This is a genomic window from Clostridium sp. SHJSY1, assembly GCF_031626875.1.
Lineage (GTDB): Bacteria > Bacillota > Clostridia > Clostridiales > Clostridiaceae > Clostridium.
This window is the reverse complement of sequence record NZ_JANDMF010000026.1, coordinates 38,621-56,615: the sequence shown is the minus strand read 5'-3', so window position 1 is coordinate 56,615 and position 17,995 is coordinate 38,621. Positions and strand designations below refer to the sequence as shown.

Sequence of the window (17,995 nt, the reverse complement as noted above, 5' to 3'; positions counted from 1 at the left end):
GTTTGAATTATATTTCATCCATGCTTACACGTGGAAATATTTCTAAGCACCCACCACGAGTAGCATTATAAATTTTCACTCCATTTTCTTCTACAGATTTTTTTGCAACTTGATAAGAATTAAATAATCGTTCTGTAATAAAATCAATGCCTAGATCATTTACACCAGTTTCAATAAAATGTTGAGGTCCATTTTTTGCATAGCTACAGTCTGCACCTAAAAGATATATTTTATTAAAACCCATATATACTGCTAACTGCATCAAAGTATATGTTATTGAATAACCATCATACACAATATCATGACAGTTATTACTAAATTTGAATTTAGACGAATTTGGATTAATTAAATGATCCATACAGTAAAGTGGTATTTGAACAATATTATTTGATAACAACTTTTTTTTCTTTGCTAAAACATCAGATGTAAAAATAGTAATATTTTTATCAATTTTTAAAATGCTATCTTTCAGTTTTTCATAAACAAACTCATCCTGAATTCCATAATATGTCGGTCTCCAATCTGTTTTCTCTCCAATCTTTGAAATAGAATTCATTCCAAAAGTAATTTCATTTTTCAATTTTTCTAAATCTTCAACAGTAAGACTAGGCCCTGTTGCTATAATAAAGCATCTTTGCCCTTTATGTTTATCTTTATAATCTTTTATTTTTTCAATATATTTATTTTTTAATATTCCATTACTTCTAAGAAATCTCTTATACCTAAACTTTCCCATTGGTATAAGATAGTATTGGATTTTTCTTATTTGTCTTGCAATGTAATATAAAAACTTATTTGATTTAATAATTTTCTTTAATTTCATTTAAAAATGCTACCTCCAAAATTAATTTTTTCTTTAAACTGTGTTTTGAATTTCTACTTCACTACCAGCTAAAGTTGATAATATAAATAGTGGCAAAATAAGATTTAAATAGGTAGTTCCATAAATTGTGAAATTATTTACTGCAGTGGCAAAAGTCAAATATATACTATTGCTCAAATAATAAGAACTTCTATAAACATTCTTCGTCAAACTAGACTTGTTAAACGCTCTTATGGAAAAAGTCACAATAATCATAGGTAGTATTGGAGCTAATATAAAACTTAAGTAGTAGTATGACTGACTTATGCTAGGAATAATTTGTGAATTCACATTATTACTTATACAATATAATTTTACAAGCCTATCTCCACTAATTCCGCTAAAAATAGTATTTCTAAATGGAATCATATCAAAAAAATCAAAAAATAATGATTTAACCTTACTATCATTAACTATACTAAATCCTCCAGCAACATTATTTACTCCTTGAAAATATGCTTGCAAAAATTTAGTAATAGCTTCAAAAGGGTTATCAGATGTTAACATATTTGTATTTGTTTTTGCAACTATTAATACCACTATGCCTAACACTAATACGCTTCCGATAACTGTGCAAATAAATCTAGAATATTTAGGATATAATTTTATTAACATTAATGACAATACAATTGTTATGATAAAAACATCTATATTATTATCTGAAATAAATAAGAAATTTAAAAACATAATAATCATTGCAAGCACTACACACCATCTATTTTCACCATACTTTTTTTTCATATATATATATATAGTTAATGGCAATAATATTTGTAAAATTGGAATTAAAAATAAAGTTAATGTAAATAATACTCTTTGTATTGAACCATAAGCAACATTTGCATTTACATTAATATAATTATTTGAAACAACACTTTCAGCATTAAATATAGTATTGTATGTGCCGCTTATTGCAGGAACTGTCATAAATGATAAAAAGCAAAATATGGTCAGCATTACCAATGCAAGTCCGATTACCTTTAACTTAGTTTGTCTTTTTCTGTAAAATCTATTTTTAATTGTGAGAATTTTTTTTCTATTAATATAAATATTTATTGTTAGAAAGACCATAAAGGTTTCATATATCATTAAAAAAATAGCCTTATTTATATTTACCCTAGAACTTAACAAGAATAAACTACTATAATTACCCAAGTACATAAAGAAAGGATTAATAACATTTCTAATAAAGTATAATATAAAGATAATCCAAATAGATATATTCGAAGAATATCTGTTAAGTATTGGCACCATAGAAATACAAATTAATGAAAATAGCATTGGTAAAATAAATAAATATTCATACTCCACAGGTTTAGATCTATCAAATGCTATAAAAAAGCTACTCATCAAACTTATTATTAACATTAAAAATATAATGACTGTGTATTTTCCCTTTTTTTTCATCATTTAGTCCTTTCCTTAATATTTGCTACAATTAAATTTATTTCTTATCAACTAGATAAATTTATTCATTCTCTTTACAACTTGAAAAAAAATTCTAGGTGAATATCTAAGTATCATACCAGCAATCCGCAATTTCTTTGTTGTACAGTGTCTTGCCCTACTATAATACACTTTAAAATCTATGCTCTTATATAATGTTTTAAAGTCATCATATGAAAACCTTACTGCACATTTTTTCATAGTTGATATTAACCATTTATATATACCTACCTTGTAGAAATATTTTCCAGACAGAGAATCGTTCTCAACAAAGTACTCATTCAACTTTTTAATTTGAATATAGCCACTCAATATTTTATCAATATTAGAACTATTTAATATTGAAGAACTTCTCATTCTATAATAATATAATCTATTTTCGATTACTGTAATATTGGTTGCTCCTGCTATAGCTTTACTAATAAATATTAAATCTTCGCAATATCTGCATGATTCATCAAAAAATAAATCTTGCTTTAAAAAATATTCTTTAGATACTATAAAACACCAAGGTCCAATCCACTCATTAATATATCTTTTCATACTTTGAAGAGAAGTCTCATAAACATATTTTGTTACCTTTTGTATTTCCTTAATATTGGAGAATGCCTCCCCATCTAAGAAAGTTTTATAATTACAAAATCCTATATGTGTATTTTTATCTTTTACTGCAAAATATAATATTTCCAAATACTTTTCATCAAGTATATCATCTGAATCAGGCCAAACCAACCATTCTCCACTTGATTGCCTTATACCTGTATTTCGTGCAGCAGAAAGTCCCTTATTTGTTTGTCTAATAATCTTATAATTCATTTTTGTATTTTTTAGAGTTTCTTCTAGTTGTTCAATTGATTTATCAAAAGAACCATCATCAATAAATATGGCTTCAAAATCTGTAAAAGTTTGATTTTCTAGTGATTTTACCAACTCTATAATATAGTTTTCTACATTGAATATCGGTACTATAACACTTATTAACATTTCTTAAATCTCCCTATAATTTAGTTTGGATTTCCCATTTTTCATGTGCATAATTATACTTTTTTATGACCTTTGCAGGTATTCCAACAACAATGCAATTATTAGGAATATCTTTATTTACTACAGAATTAGCTCCAATAATAACTCCATTACCAATGGTTACCCCCAATAAAATACAAACATTTTCACCAATCCAAACATTATTTCCTATAGTAACTGGTTTAGAATATAGTCTTCTTTGATCTGGCGGAATATCTGGTAAAGAGTAGTTTTCTAGATTAGTATATTCTCCATGACTTGTGTCACTAATAAAAACTTTTGAAGCCATTAAACAATTATCACCTATTATAACTTTTTCTTTGGCTACAATATGCACGTTATCACCAATCTTACAATTTTCACCTATAATTAACTTTTTTTCTTTATCTTCCTCTTCACCAAACAAGTCAAATCTACAATTATATCCTGTGGTAAATCCTTTTTTAAAGTCCATATAAGATTTTCCTCTTATATAAATGGGTCTTCTAACTAATCTTGCTTTTTTATAAAATATTTTAGTGATAATTAATGCATATAATGTTTTGATAAATTCTGAAAATGAATATCTATTTTTCATAAAACCTCCTATTATGCATTAAATTACTTTCAAATATTTATAATTTGCATCATCTATAATTGTATTTACATAACTACTTATACTGTATTTTCTATATATTGGCTCCTTAATCTCTCTATATTCTCTTTTGATAAAATCAGTTATTCCATCTAAATTGTCATTTTCTATAATTAAAATATTATTCTCATTATAGAAATCATACTTTTTTATATCAGTGTTTGTAGTTATTAATTTTCTTTTAGCACCAAGAGTTTCAATTGTTCTCATTGTCAAACCACTTTGTTTATTATGAGGCATATCAAATACAGTATTTGTATTTCTTAATATATCTAAATTTTCTTTTTCAGATAATGGCATAAACTTAAATTCATCTCTTTTTGCCCCTTTAAATTCTGTTATAAATGCTCTATTATATAAATACTGCAACTTATTCAAATACATATATGAATATACATTAACTCCTTGTGATTCTAATTTAGGAAATAGTATCTTCATAGTTTTATACCTATTTGGATGAGCTGTACAAACACTAGCAATATCATATATACAATTATGTTGCTTAGCCAGTCCAATATTTTCAAACTCTTTACAATAGAATAGGGGTAAAAACTTAAGACTTTCTACTTCTTCACAGTCCTTTAAATCAAAGGAATAAGCCATATCAAATTCATTAATTACTTCTTTACTATTTGGATAAAGTTCTAAAGAATCCCACATATGCAATACAAACTTTGCTTTTTTCTGAATGCTCTTCATATATCTAATCATTTGAGCCGTGAATACTTTACAGTCAACTACAAACACCAAATTATATTCTTTATCCTTAATTTCATTTATTATATCTTCAAAATATTTTTCAATTAAGAAATTAATCATATCTTTTTTTATTTTTATAATTCCTTTTATAAATGAATTTTCACTTGGTCTATCATTATAAAAATCGACCTCATAACCTTGTGCTTTAAACTCAGAAATAATCTTTTTATAATAGGTATACATTGGAGTTCCTATATATAAAACTTTTTTTATACTCATACTTTTACTCCTTAGCTTGAATTAACATTCCATTTTCTTTCATTTCATATAATGATCTTTCAAAATAATCATCTGATTTCTCTAAATTTTGTTCTTCATTTTGTCTTTTTACCCATAGTGCAAATTCCTTCATACCTTTTTCTATGTCATATTGTGGTTTGAACTTGCATAATGACTGTACTTTTGATATGTCAGCTATATTATGCCTAATATCCCCTTTTCTGAAATCACCTGTTATATTTATTTCTGATTTTGAACCATAATATTTCTTTAAAATTTGTGCAATTTTAATAACTGATATATTCTTTCCACTTCCAATATTTATTTTTTCGTAATTTGTACAAGTATTTTCAATGGCACTACAGGTAGCTCTTGCTACATCACTTACATGTATAAAATCTCTACTCTCATTTCCATCTTCAAAAATATTTATATTATTGTTCTTTAACAGCAACTTAGAAAATATTGAAAGTATTCCTGTATATGGATTATTTAGTGATTGTCCTTGTCCATAAACATTTTGATATCTGAAAATTGTATATGGAATTTTCATTGTTTTCCCCATTACTTCTAACATTTTTTCTTGTGCAAATTTTGTATAAGCATAATATGAAATTGGATCAAGCTCACTATCTTCTTTAGTTTCTATCAAGTCTACTCTATTTCCACATATAGGACACTTAACTTCAAAATCTCCATTTTTCATATCTTCTATTTTTCTTGATTTTGGAACAACTATTTTATGTTTTTTACAAAAATACATTCCCTCTCCATAGACAGAACGTGAAGAAGAAAGTATTATTTTTTTTATAGGTAATTTTTCATTTAGAATCACCTGTAATAAATTTGATGTTCCCATAATATTTACATCAGTATATTTATTGATTTCATACATTGATTGTCCTGTACCAGTTTCAGCTGCAAGATGTATCACATAATCTACTTTTTCTAGCGCTGATCTTAGGTCTTCATAGTTTCTAACATCACCTTTTATAACTTTACACTTATCCTTAATATTTTTATATAAGTATGACTCTTTATAATTATTTCCATGTATTTGCTCCGAAAAATTGTCTAAAACTATTAGTTCATATTTATTTTTTAACTCTTCAACAATAGAATTCCCAATAAAACCTGAACCGCCTGTAATAAGTACTTTTTCCATTCAAAAGCTCCTTCTCAAATTAATACAATTAATAATATTACTTACATTCTGCTAAATTTATTTAATAGTTAAATTTCATTTTATATATATCAAGTTTCCAAATATTTTACTTAAAAAAGCATTATTTCTTCCTGTAACTTTTATGATTTTTCCAATAGAATTAGATAAAACTACTTCTCTTCCATTATCATGAGCAATTTTTTTTACTAAAAGACTTGTATTTACATAATCATCATCTTGAGGTAAAAATACTCCATTAGCATTATTATCAATATATTTTTTTATATATTCACATAATTTATCAATATGAATCATACTTCTCTTATTCTCAATCATAGGAAAAATTGGAGTTCTAATTGCTAAGCTTTCTAGCCTTGCATAGTTTCCAGGACAATTATCTCCATAAACCATTGGAGGCCTTAAAATTGCTACATTAAAATTTTTATCAGTTAATAATTTCATTTGATTTTCTGCTTCATACTTACTCATTCCATAATAACTTTTAGGTTTAGGTAAAGTTTCTTTATCAATAACTACTTCTTCTCCAATTTTCCCTTCTATTCCATATACAGACATACTACTCATAAATATAAATTGCTTTACCCCTTCTACTTTTGCTTTTTTAGCAACCTCAATAGGCAAATCTCTATTAACCTTAAAATATAAACTTTTAAGTTCCTTTTTTTCTTTTTTATGAACAATAGCAGCTACATGAAATATAGCATCATACTCTGAAAAATCTTTATTCCTCCACCCATCATCCCTCATATCTAGTGTATCTACCTTATAATTGTCTGGTTCTTTACTTAACCATTTTTCCAGTGAAGTACCTATATAACTATCTTTTCCAGTGATAAGTATTTTCTTCATTTTGTCATTCTCTCCTCATTATTTGAATTAATTTTAGATATTATATCTTTAGTGCTATTTTTTAATCCTCCTTCAGAAACTCCCTTAGCCCTAATCACAGATAAAATTGTCAAAAAAAAGCACTTAACATCCATAATTAATCCTATTTTTTTTACATATTCTCCATCAAGTTTTGCCTTTTCTTCAATAGAAATTTCATCTCTCCCATTAATCTGAGCCCATCCAGTGAGTCCGCATGGTACATTATTTGCACCATACTTCTCTCTCTCTTCAATCAAATCATACTGATTCCAAAGAGCTGGACGTGGACCAATTATAGACATATTTCCAAACAATATATTTATTATCTGGGGCAATTCATCAAGGCTTGTTTTTCTTAAAAACTTACCAACCCTTGTAATCCACTCTTCTGGATTTTCAAGCAGATGTGTTGGTGTATCTTTTGGAGTTTCCACTTTCATAGTTCTAAACTTTAATATATTAAAATGCTTTTTATAAATACCAACTCTCTTTTGTTTAAATAAAACTGGTCCTGGAGAATCTAACTTAATTGCTATTATTAATACTAAAAATAAAGGTGATAAGACTACCAATCCAATGAATGATAAAATGAAATCTATGACTCTTTTGACCTTTAAGTACATAATTCCCCCCTACATCATTTCCTTTTTAGACTTTTTCACAATATCCTCTTTTACAAAATTAAAACTTGGAACTAAGTATTTCATTTTACCTCTCAAAAGATCCTCATTGCCCATCTTAACTGTATCCACTAGCTCATTAATTTGTTGTTTTAATGCACTCAATCTAAGGCTTTCTGGATTATCCACAAAAATCTTATTATGAGCTGTTGTCTTTAAATTTTTCTCACCCATTAAAAGCTCTTCATAAAGCTTTTCTCCTGGCCTAAGTCCAGTAACTTTTATCTCAATATCCTTTCCAGGCTCTAGCCCAGAAAGTCTTATAAGATTTTCTGCTAAGTCATATATTTTTACAGGCTCGCCCATATCAAGGACAAATATCTCTCCGCCCTTAGCAAAAGCTCCAGCTTGAAGTACAAGTTGGCTGGCTTCAGGGATGGTCATAAAATATCTAGTAACCTCTTTATGAGTCAAAGTTACAGGACCACCACTTGCTATCTGCTTTTTGAAAAGTGGAACCACTGAACCATTAGAACCTAATACATTTCCAAATCTTACAGCAACAAATTCAGTTCCACTTTCCTTATCCATAGCTTGTATTATCATTTCACAGATTCTCTTGCTAGCTCCCATTACATTTGTTGGATTAACAGCTTTATCTGTAGAAATAAGTACAAACTTTTCAAGATTAAACTCATCAGCTAATTCACATAAGTTTAAAGTTCCTACAACATTATTCTTTATGGCTTCAAGTGGACTATCTTCCATTAAAGGCACATGTTTATGAGCTGCTGCATGAAATATAACTTGCGGTTTATGCGCAATTAAAATATTCCTAATTCTTCTTCTATCACGAACAGATCCGATAAGCACCTTTAAGTTTAAATTCTTATTATAATGTAAAAGTTCATTTTGAATGTCATAAGCGTTATTTTCATATATATCAAAAATGATTAGTTCCTTTGGTTTAAATTTCACTACTTGTCTACATAATTCAGAACCAATAGATCCACCACCACCAGTTACCATTATTACTTTATTTTCAATATAACTGCTAATTCCTTTATTATCTAAGGTTACTGATTCTCTACCAAGTAAATCTTCAACATCAACATCTCTAATACTATTGATATTAAAATTTCCATCAATTATATCTGAAACCCCTGGCATTATCTTTACTTTTGCCTTTGTCTTGTTACATTGTGTTATAATGTCTTTTAAATCTGAGCTATTTATTTTAGCAATAGCTATAATGACTTCATCTATTGAATTGTCTATAATGATTTTTTCAATAGAACTTCTATCTCCAAGTACTTTAACTCCTGCAACATATTTTCCCATCTTTTCTTTATCATCATCTGCAACAGCTACTACTTTCTTTCTGCATTCTGGATTCTTTTTACATTCATTAATAACTAATGCTCCTGCAGCACCAGCCCCTATTACTAGCACTTTTTTAAGGTTAGAATTCTTTCTTATATCTAAATAAATTATTAATCTTTTTACAATTCTTAAGCCTACCCTGATTCCATTACAAAAGAGCATTATTAAAATTCCAGCCATAAAGGTAACCAATAATGGAACTCTATGTTTATCTATAGCTGAAATTAATAGACAAATAATCACTCCTATTGTGGTACTAAGTACCCCAATGGCAAACTCTTCTATGCTAGCTACTGTCCAAATACTTTTATACTGTTTAAAAATTGTAAATATAATCATATAAATAAAAGTCATAAATAATATCTTTGGTAGAAAGTCACTATAAATGTTTATAATTTGTGAAATGCTCATATTTATGTTTATAATTCTTAAATACAAAGCTAGAAAATAGGATGCTTGTATTAATAGAAAATCTAAGAATAGTAGTATAATTATTTTTGTTCTTTTATTTATTGTCACTATTCTCCCTCAATTCTTATTGCTCTACTTGCTATTTGATTTTTTTTCATTCTTATCACCATAGTAGTAATAAGATTTTTTATGACTTGTTTCTACTCCATTAAGTACAACCCCAAGTAAATTTGCACTAACTTTTTCTAGTAGATCTTTAGCTTCAACAATGCTATCTCTTTTTGTCTTATTTGCTCTGATTACCATAAGCACACCATCAACTTTTGCCCCTAATATTTGACTATCACTAATACTATTTAGTGGTGCTGAATCTATTATTATAATGTCATATAAATCTTTTAAGCTTTCTAAAAATGTTTCCATATACTTAGATCCTAATATTTCAGTTGGATTTGGTGCTTTAGTTCCTGAAGTCAATATATCTAGATTATCTGAATAATTTTCAAGTGCTATCTCTAATTTTTCTTCCCCTACCAAAACATCAGTTAATCCTGATAAATTTGATATGTTAAACTTTCTATGAATATTTGGTTTTCTTAAATCACAATCTACTAATAAAGTTTTTTTGCCATCTTTTGCAAAAGATATAGCCAAATTACATGATGATGTTGTTTTTCCTTCTGCTGGTTCAGCACTTGTAATCATTATGGTTTTCATTTTTTTATCTAATGAAGAGTACAATATATTTGTCCTCAAGGTTTTAAAAGCTTCTATTACTGAAGCATCAAGATCTTTCTCAAAGTCTAACATCCCACACCTCTTATTAATTAATACATGGTACATTTCCGAGAACCGGTAAATCTAGTATTTCTTCAACTTGCTTTCTATCTTTAAATGTGTTATCCATAAGTTCAAGAAGAATAGCTAAAATCACACTTACTAAAGCTCCAATTATAAATCCTAAAGCTATATATATAGGCTTATTAGGACTAACTGGATTTTCTGGCAAAATAACTTTTTGAACTATTTTTACATTAGCATTAGGTATTAATTCCTTTGAATACGTAACAAATTCATCTGTAATTGCAGCTACTATATCATTTGCTTTAAATCTATCTTTATCTGTATATTTTATCTCTATTAATTGGGTATCTGTCTTTGGAGTTACTGATAGATTTTTAAGTATCGTCCCTGAACTTTCATCAATATTTTTTCCACTTAATGAATTATCAACTAGGTCTTTTGTCATAATTACATCTGAATATGTTTTTATTAGTTTTTGATACAGTTCAACATCATTGTAATTATAGTTTTCATCTTTCTCTCCCTGCTCTTTTCCTATAAATAGCTTAGAGCTTGCTTCATATTTGGGGTCAATAAAATAGAAGCATGCTATTGCTGTAACTAAAGTTGAAACTATAGTAATTATTACTATAAGTTTTAATCTATTCCTAAGTATTTTTAATAAATCTGATAAACTTATATTATTTTCTTCCACAATATCTCCTTTACATCACTTTCTATATTTACACACTATGTAGTTTTTTAATGAATTATTACATTTTTTCTAAATTTTATAAAGCAATTGACATAACTAATTAACATATTTCGTCGTTACATAAGTTAAAAAGAGTTATTTAATATAATTTTAAACTTATATTAAACAGCTCTTTTGTTCCTTTTTCTGCTTATTTTATATTTAGTGTACTTCCTTTAACAAATTTAGTCCTTCTATTAATGTTGTTCTTGGTTGCCAATTTAATATTTTTTTAGCTTTATTATTGTCAAGTATAGATCTCTTTACATCACCTAACCTTGGTCCTTTCTTAAAAATCTTTTGAGTACTATTAAACACTCTAGTTATTTCATCATAAATATCTAAAATTGCCACTTCACATCCTGAGCCTATATTTATAATTTCATTTGTGATTTTCTCACTAGCTATCATATTTGCTTGTACTATATCTTTTACATAAACATAATCTCTTGTACACCCTCTTGGCATATCATCATATGTCATAAGTATTGAATCTTTATTTTTTAGAATATTATTAATAAATATTGGAATAACCCCACACTCACCATCTGCAATTTGCCTTGGTCCATATACATTAGCATATCTTAGTATTGTGAATCCAAAGCCATATAATTTAGAATAAAGTTTTAAGTATTGTTCACCTAAATACTTATTTATAGCATATGGCGATTCTAATTGAGGTAAATCTATTTCTGAAGATTTTTCATCACCTATTATTTCCTTTGATAGTGCTCCCCCTGAAGAAACATAAATAAAATTCTTTACCTTATATATTTTTAAAAGAACTAGTATATTAATGAGTCCTATTACATTTATCTTGGCATCATACAATGGATTTTCAACAGATGCTGACACAGATTTTTGAGCTGCATGATGGTTAATTACATTTGGTTTATACTTTTGAAAAACCTCTTCTAGTTTAGGAAAATCTGTTATATCAACATTATGAAAATGAACATTATCTTTGTTAATTATATTTTCTAGATTATTTAAATTACCTGATGATAAATTATCAACTATTACTACTTCATAGCCTTTTTTACAATACTCTTCTGCAATATGTGATCCAATAAATCCTGCTCCTCCAGTGAGCAATACAACCTTCCCCATATTCATCCACCCTTTCACTTTGAAATTTATTTTGATTTGTCATATAAACAGCTTGTTTAATAACTTAATAGTATATTTATTTATCAAACTCTCTTTTCATTCTTCTTATTTTCAATTTTCTCCATTTCATCTAATTATTTTTTTGATTGTCCCTAATATATACGAAAAAAATGACCCCTATACACATAGAAGTCATATCTTTTCTAACTTTCTTTATCCTTATTTTTTTTCTTCTGTCTATTTCTTAGACACTTTGATATAATACAAATCAATAAAACAGCAAATAAAGCTATAGTTGCCCAAATTAAATCACCATATATATTTTTATCATCACTTTTAACAATTTCATTTTCCATAGTATCTTCTTCATAATCAATACGATGACCTCTAACTAAAAGTCTATGAGAATTAATCATATATGGAGTGCATGTCATAAGAGTAACATAGTCCTTGCCTTGTTCAATTTTTAAATTCTCAAAATCTGTTGGCTCTACTACTTTTATTTGATCCACTTCATATGCAATGGTTCCTTCAATGCCCTTTATATAAAATCTATCACCTATCTCCACCTTTTCCAAATCAGTAAAAAGTTTAGCTGTTGGTAATCCTCTATGCCCAGTAAGAACAGAGTGAGTACCCTCACCTCCAACTGGAAGTGAGGTTCCCTCCATATGTCCAATACCTTTGCTAAGGACTTCACTAGATGTACCTTCATATATTGGAGCATCCAAATCAATTTTAGGAATATTAATATGTCCTATCATCTCATTAGCCTTAAGCATTTTTTCGTATTCATTTGCCCCTTCTTCCATCTCTTCCTCAGTATATGAAACATTAGAATTTTCACTCTTTATTGCTCTTGATAGATACGCATTATAAGAATAATAAAGATTTAACTTGCACTTAACTTCAACACTCTCACTTTTCTCTACTTTTGTATCATAATCTTGAATAACTCTCTTTGCAGCTTTTTGGTAAAGTAAATTACTAATTATAGGATAATAAAAAATCACTAACCCTATTGCAAAAATTATTATTATAAATAATGTTCTTCCAATACAACTTCTCTTTTTATCTGATGAAGTTTTTCTATTTCTTTTCATATACATTTACCTTATTTCCTTACTTTTCAGACTCTTCCTTTTTCTTAAATACAACTATTGCTGAAATCATAATTATAAGCCCTGCTCCTAAGAAAATTACTGTTCCAATTCCACCTGTTGGAGGGATAACTGGTCGCTTAACATTTGTAACTGGCACTCTAGCACCATATGAATTTGCATCAATTGTAAATGTTAAATCATCCATCTTTACATATCCATTTGGTACATTAACCTCTTCTAGCATATAGGTATATGGATCTCCAGTATTTCCATAAGCAAGTCCCTTAACTTCAAAATATCCATTTGAACCATTTATAGAAATTTTATATGCACTGGCCAAATCTGCTACCCAACTTATTTTTCCATCTGCATCCACAGCCATATACTGATTACTTCCATTCTTTACAGCAAAAGTTGCAGCAGCTAATTCTGGTAGATATATATTTTGCACATTATCCACCTTTACAAAATGACGTCCTCCAGTATGAACTTCTGGTTGATTTCCACTTGGAACATTAACTGTAACATCTGCTGACATATAGCCATTGTTATATGTTAATGAAGCATTATTGTAAATAGCTGCACCCATTGTGGCAGTAGTATTTATACTCGCCTGAAACTTAATCTCAAGATCTTTAAGTGTTTGAGGATTAGGTCTATTTGATTCTAATTTTTGTAATCCTGCAGTGGTAAAAGTTATATTAATACTACCAGCAGCAGTTCCTGAATTATCTTGAGTAACATTATAATCTGTTCCATTTACAAAAGTAACACCATTATATGTTATTGTTGGATTTCCAACATAATTTAGTGTATTTGGTAGAACATCAGAAATTTTAAATGTTGTATAACTGCCAATTCCTTTTGGCACTTTAGGATAAATCAAGTAATTAAAGACATGCCCAACATCATAGCTAGCACGATCTTGATTCTTTAATTCAATATCTTTATCTATCTCTGGTGCATCATTACTAATTATATTTTTGGGATAGAGATGTACTGCTCCTAGATATGCATCCCCACTTACATTTAAAGCTGGAAGTTCCATTATAAATGGCACCCCAATTTGATACTCAATTGTGCTTGGAAACACAGTTTCCCTTACATAATAATTACCAGTTGCAAAGGAAACTGGTACTCCAGCATCTACTACAACTGGGTCTCCTGTAAGAGTACTATCTGTTACTTGAGTATTTGACATTCCATTAAAATCACTTACTTGAGTTCCTGCAGGTACAGGCCATACTGTAAACTTTACTCCATTATTATTCTCTACTGCATTTGTTCCTAAAGCAGCTATTTCTGCTGGTGTAAGTAGTCTACCATCATGAGTATGCAATGAAAATCCACCTATGCCTACAACCTTATGAATAGTAACTGATGTACTTGCTGGTATTGGTGGTGCTGCATATACTGATAGGCTTTTCATAGCAAACATCATAACAAATACGATTATAAAACTAAATATTTTTTTAAATTTTTTCACTTTTATTTTCCCCCTTCACCCTTCTTATACAAAATGGCATAAATTATATATCCTTTGAATTATATTTATTTACTTTTCTTAGGTATATAGCTACCATAACTAGTCCAATTCCTCCTATGGTGAATGGTATTCTTCCAATTCCTCCTGTGGCTGGTAGTTCTCTTATAGGTTCATTTTGTACAAACAAATTATACTTACCAACTTCTTCATTTTGCACTAATGTATATCCTGTTGGTCCTACTATAGTTCCATTAGCAACTATAAAAGGTCCAATATTCTCACTCCATTTATATCCTGTTGGTGGTTTTGTTTCTACAAGCCAATAAGTTCCATCTAATAAATTGCCAAAATTGCCTTTACCATCTCCCCCTGTAGTGATTGACGCTAATGCAGCCCCAGTTGGACCACTTGAATTTCCCATATACAGCTGAAATACTGCACCTTGCAAAGGTGTTGTACCATAAACCTTTGTAATGGCAAGTGATGGCTTGTAAGTATTTGTTATTGTATTGTTAGCTGTAATAGTTTTGCTATAGTTAGTTGAAACAACTACCTCATTTACTGTATATATATATGGCTGAAAGCTACTATTATACATGGGCAAACCAGTCCAAATATAAGTAAATCTATCATTTGGTCCTACTGCTGGAGATATTATTGGTGTTACTCCTGTTACCTCTTCTGGTACATTAGACCCAACCTGCCTATATAATGTTAAATTTACAGGTTGATGATTTATAATAGGTCCTCCTACCCATACTTTATAAGCAGTAACACTAATTCTAGGTAAAACATTTGTAGGTTCTTGCCAAACATTGTTATTATAATTTGAATCTTGTGTAATCATTGTAAATTTAACTATATTTGATATATCAACATTTGGAAGTCTGGTTGCTGTTGCTGAGCCAGTAGCTGGAAAAGTGCCTGGAAAATTCCCCGTGGGAGCATCTGAATTAACTTTAACCGTCACTGTAAATGTCTTTTGCGTTGATGTTTCTAAAGCAAATGCTGGCCATGTAATTATCCCTCCACTTAAAGTTCCTCCATCAGTTGCAGAAACAAAAGTAACTTTTGGATCTAAAGTGTCTGTAACAACTATTCCATTTGCAACAACTGTTGATGAATTATTAGTTACCTTGATTGAATAGGTGAGTGTATCCCCTGTGTATAATGGATCAGGATTATCTGTCTTAACCACATCAACATCAGCTATCTCTGTTGTAAATTTTGAAGTTTGATTAAGTGGTACTGTTTGAGCTCCAGTATTAATCTTTTCTCCACTAGCAGTTTGAGCACTATCTAATGTTGTTTGAACATTTCCAGATACATTGCTTGGTAATTGAGTCTTTAACACAACCCACATCTCTACAATTATTTTATCGTTATTTTCTAATCCAGTAACTCTAAAGTTTCCCTTAATATTAGAGCCTGACATTGTTGATGAAACTATGCTTGCAGATGCAGGTACTCCATAATCTACACTACGAGGATCTGAATAATCTACAAATGCTGCAAATACCATATAATTTTGATCAAATCCAAAATTACTTCCACTAGTTGTAGTTGTACTCCATAAACAAGAAAAATTGATTACACCATTTTCAGGAGAAGTACTTCCCTTTACAGTGATTTCAACTTCAAAAGGTATTATTTGTCCAAGAGCAAGATTCCTTGGTTCTAGAGAATTAAGAGGTGTATATGTCCCATTAGCCCCCGGCATTGGATCTGCTGCTCTTCCTGATGGTGGTATAGGATAATCTCTTGGCAATTTGAAATTATAATAGTTCGGGTCATAAGCTGAAAAATCTAAGGAATAGGAACCAGCAGAATCTAAAAATGTAGTTGTAGCAACATGCCCTGTTGTCAATCCTGTAGCTGTAACCTTATAATTTTTGATATATTCTTTAGGCAAGTTAAATTGAAATTCAATAGTTCCTTCATCAGTTACTTTTACAACTTTCTCTAATGACCATTTTTGCTCACTGCTAGAATTATCTTTAATAGAAATTTTAACTTCTTCATCACCATTCCAATTACCACCATTAAGATTTACTAAAGCTCCTGGAGCATAATCAAGTAAATCACTAGTAATCCACGGATTTTTTTCAGAATCATCAGCTAAGGTAGTATTATTAAATGAATTTATACAAAATGAACTTATAAAAAACACAGCTACCAAAAGGCAAACCAGGTTTTTCTTAAGGTTTTTCATCTATTCCTCACTTCCAGTACTCAAATTATAGTAACTTAAATTTTTATATGGCCATAGGTTTCCATTTAATAAATTAATATGATGCTGTATACTCATTAATACTAATTCTCATTATAAATTTGTTTTTTTAATATAAAATTTTTCTCATTTAAAATAAAAAAGAGTTATTTGAAATAAATTTATAATTTAATCAAATAACTCTTTTCTCTTAAATTTTTTTCATTTTTAATTATTAATGAATTGCCTTCTTCCCATGTCTCTTTCCTGTAGCCTCAACACTTGAAACACTAATTAAAGCATTTTCATCAAATCCATGTACAATACCTTTTAATTTAGCAATTTCTAATCTTGATACAACTACATATATTACATTTGTTGAATCTCCTTTATAAGCTCCTTGCCCATGTAATAATGTAATGCCTCTTCCAAGTCTATCCATTAGAGCTTCTGAAATTTCTAAGTTTTTTTCAGATACAATAACCACTGCCTTTGATTCATTTAATCCTTCAACTGTTATATCTATTGTTTTAAATGCGATAAAATAGGCTATTAGTGAATACATTGCTCTATCCCATCCAAATACTAAACCTGAACCACCTAATATAAATAAGTTAAAGAACATTACAATCTCTCCAACAGAAAAACTTGTTTTTCTATCTAATATAATTGCCACAATTTCTGTTCCATCTAAAGAACCACCATTTCTTATAATAATCCCTATACCAGCTCCAAGTATTATTCCTCCAAATATTGTTGCTAAAAGTGTATCCTGTGTTATTCCTGGAACTGGATGTAAGATAGATACCCCAATGGAAAAACATATAACTCCAAATAATGTTGAAAGAGCAAATGTCTTTCCTATTTGCTTATAACCAATAATTAAAAATGGTAAATTTAATACAAGTACAAATACTCCTAAGGGTAAATTTACAAACTGGGTTGTAATTATTGATATTCCAGTTACTCCACCATCTATTACGTTATTTGGAATTAAGAATATTTCTAGTCCTACTGATGCTAAAATTGATCCTAAAATTATAAAAAAGACTCGACTTATAATATTTAAAACTTTATTATGTTTTTTCTTCATCTACACGCCGTTGCCAAAACCTTATAAAACTCTATAAAGCTTGT

Annotated in this window: 16 protein-coding genes; all 16 read right to left on the bottom strand. The window is 28.8% G+C overall.

Going from position 1 to position 17,995, the window contains the following annotated elements:
- Positions 1-7 precede the first annotated feature (7 nt).
- Positions 8-823 carry a 6-hydroxymethylpterin diphosphokinase MptE-like protein gene (locus tag NNC19_RS12645; RefSeq protein ID WP_310939024.1) on the bottom strand — a complete coding sequence of 272 codons (816 nt, stop codon included), beginning with the start codon at positions 821-823 and terminating at the stop codon, positions 8-10.
- Positions 824-856: 33 nt separating this feature from the next.
- The gene (locus NNC19_RS12640) at positions 857-2,272 is read right to left on the bottom strand and encodes a hypothetical protein (RefSeq protein WP_310939023.1); all 1,416 of its coding nucleotides are present in this window, start codon (positions 2,270-2,272) and stop codon (positions 857-859) included.
- 48 nt (positions 2,273-2,320) lie between these two features.
- Positions 2,321-3,292, bottom strand: coding sequence for a glycosyltransferase family A protein (locus tag NNC19_RS12635; protein WP_310939022.1), 972 nt, complete (start codon positions 3,290-3,292; stop codon positions 2,321-2,323).
- Positions 3,293-3,305: 13 nt separating this feature from the next.
- A complete protein-coding gene (locus NNC19_RS12630; protein ID WP_310939021.1) occupies positions 3,306-3,908 on the bottom strand; it encodes a DapH/DapD/GlmU-related protein in 603 nt (200 codons plus the stop codon).
- 18 nt (positions 3,909-3,926) lie between these two features.
- Positions 3,927-4,943 carry a hypothetical protein gene (locus NNC19_RS12625; protein ID WP_310939020.1) on the bottom strand — a complete coding sequence of 339 codons (1,017 nt, stop codon included), beginning with the start codon at positions 4,941-4,943 and terminating at the stop codon, positions 3,927-3,929.
- A gap of 4 nt (positions 4,944-4,947) precedes the next feature.
- Entirely contained in the window at positions 4,948-6,108 is a 1,161-nt protein-coding gene (locus tag NNC19_RS12620; protein WP_310939019.1) for an NAD-dependent epimerase/dehydratase family protein, read from the bottom strand.
- A gap of 75 nt (positions 6,109-6,183) precedes the next feature.
- Entirely contained in the window at positions 6,184-6,978 is a 795-nt protein-coding gene (locus NNC19_RS12615; RefSeq protein WP_310939018.1) for an NAD-dependent epimerase/dehydratase family protein, read from the bottom strand.
- Entirely contained in the window at positions 6,975-7,622 is a 648-nt protein-coding gene (locus NNC19_RS12610; RefSeq protein ID WP_310939017.1) for a sugar transferase, read from the bottom strand. Before NNC19_RS12610 ends, NNC19_RS12615 begins: the two co-directional genes overlap by 4 nt.
- A 9-nt stretch (positions 7,623-7,631) precedes the next feature.
- Entirely contained in the window at positions 7,632-9,341 is a 1,710-nt protein-coding gene (locus tag NNC19_RS12605) for a nucleoside-diphosphate sugar epimerase/dehydratase (RefSeq protein WP_310939016.1), read from the bottom strand.
- A gap of 204 nt (positions 9,342-9,545) precedes the next feature.
- The gene (locus tag NNC19_RS12600; protein ID WP_310939015.1) at positions 9,546-10,223 is read right to left on the bottom strand and encodes a CpsD/CapB family tyrosine-protein kinase; all 678 of its coding nucleotides are present in this window, start codon (positions 10,221-10,223) and stop codon (positions 9,546-9,548) included.
- 13 nt (positions 10,224-10,236) lie between these two features.
- Positions 10,237-10,911: a Wzz/FepE/Etk N-terminal domain-containing protein gene (locus tag NNC19_RS12595; RefSeq protein ID WP_310939014.1), complete on the bottom strand. Its 675-nt coding sequence runs from the start codon at positions 10,909-10,911 to the stop codon at positions 10,237-10,239.
- 201 nt (positions 10,912-11,112) lie between these two features.
- Complete coding sequence (locus NNC19_RS12590) at positions 11,113-12,060, bottom strand: SDR family NAD(P)-dependent oxidoreductase (RefSeq protein WP_310939013.1); 948 nt, start codon at positions 12,058-12,060, stop codon at positions 11,113-11,115.
- A 203-nt stretch (positions 12,061-12,263) separates the two neighbouring features.
- Positions 12,264-13,163, bottom strand: a complete 900-nt coding sequence (locus tag NNC19_RS12585) for a class C sortase (protein WP_310939012.1) — start codon at positions 13,161-13,163, stop codon at positions 12,264-12,266.
- Between the two features lie 19 nt (positions 13,164-13,182).
- Positions 13,183-14,649, bottom strand: a complete 1,467-nt coding sequence (locus tag NNC19_RS12580; RefSeq protein ID WP_310939011.1) for a SpaH/EbpB family LPXTG-anchored major pilin — start codon at positions 14,647-14,649, stop codon at positions 13,183-13,185.
- Between the two features lie 43 nt (positions 14,650-14,692).
- Positions 14,693-16,861 carry a SpaA isopeptide-forming pilin-related protein gene (locus tag NNC19_RS12575; RefSeq protein WP_310939010.1) on the bottom strand — a complete coding sequence of 723 codons (2,169 nt, stop codon included), beginning with the start codon at positions 16,859-16,861 and terminating at the stop codon, positions 14,693-14,695.
- Positions 16,862-17,093: 232 nt separating this feature from the next.
- Entirely contained in the window at positions 17,094-17,951 is an 858-nt protein-coding gene (locus NNC19_RS12570; protein WP_310939009.1) for a YitT family protein, read from the bottom strand.
- Between the last annotated feature and the right edge of the window lie 44 nt (positions 17,952-17,995).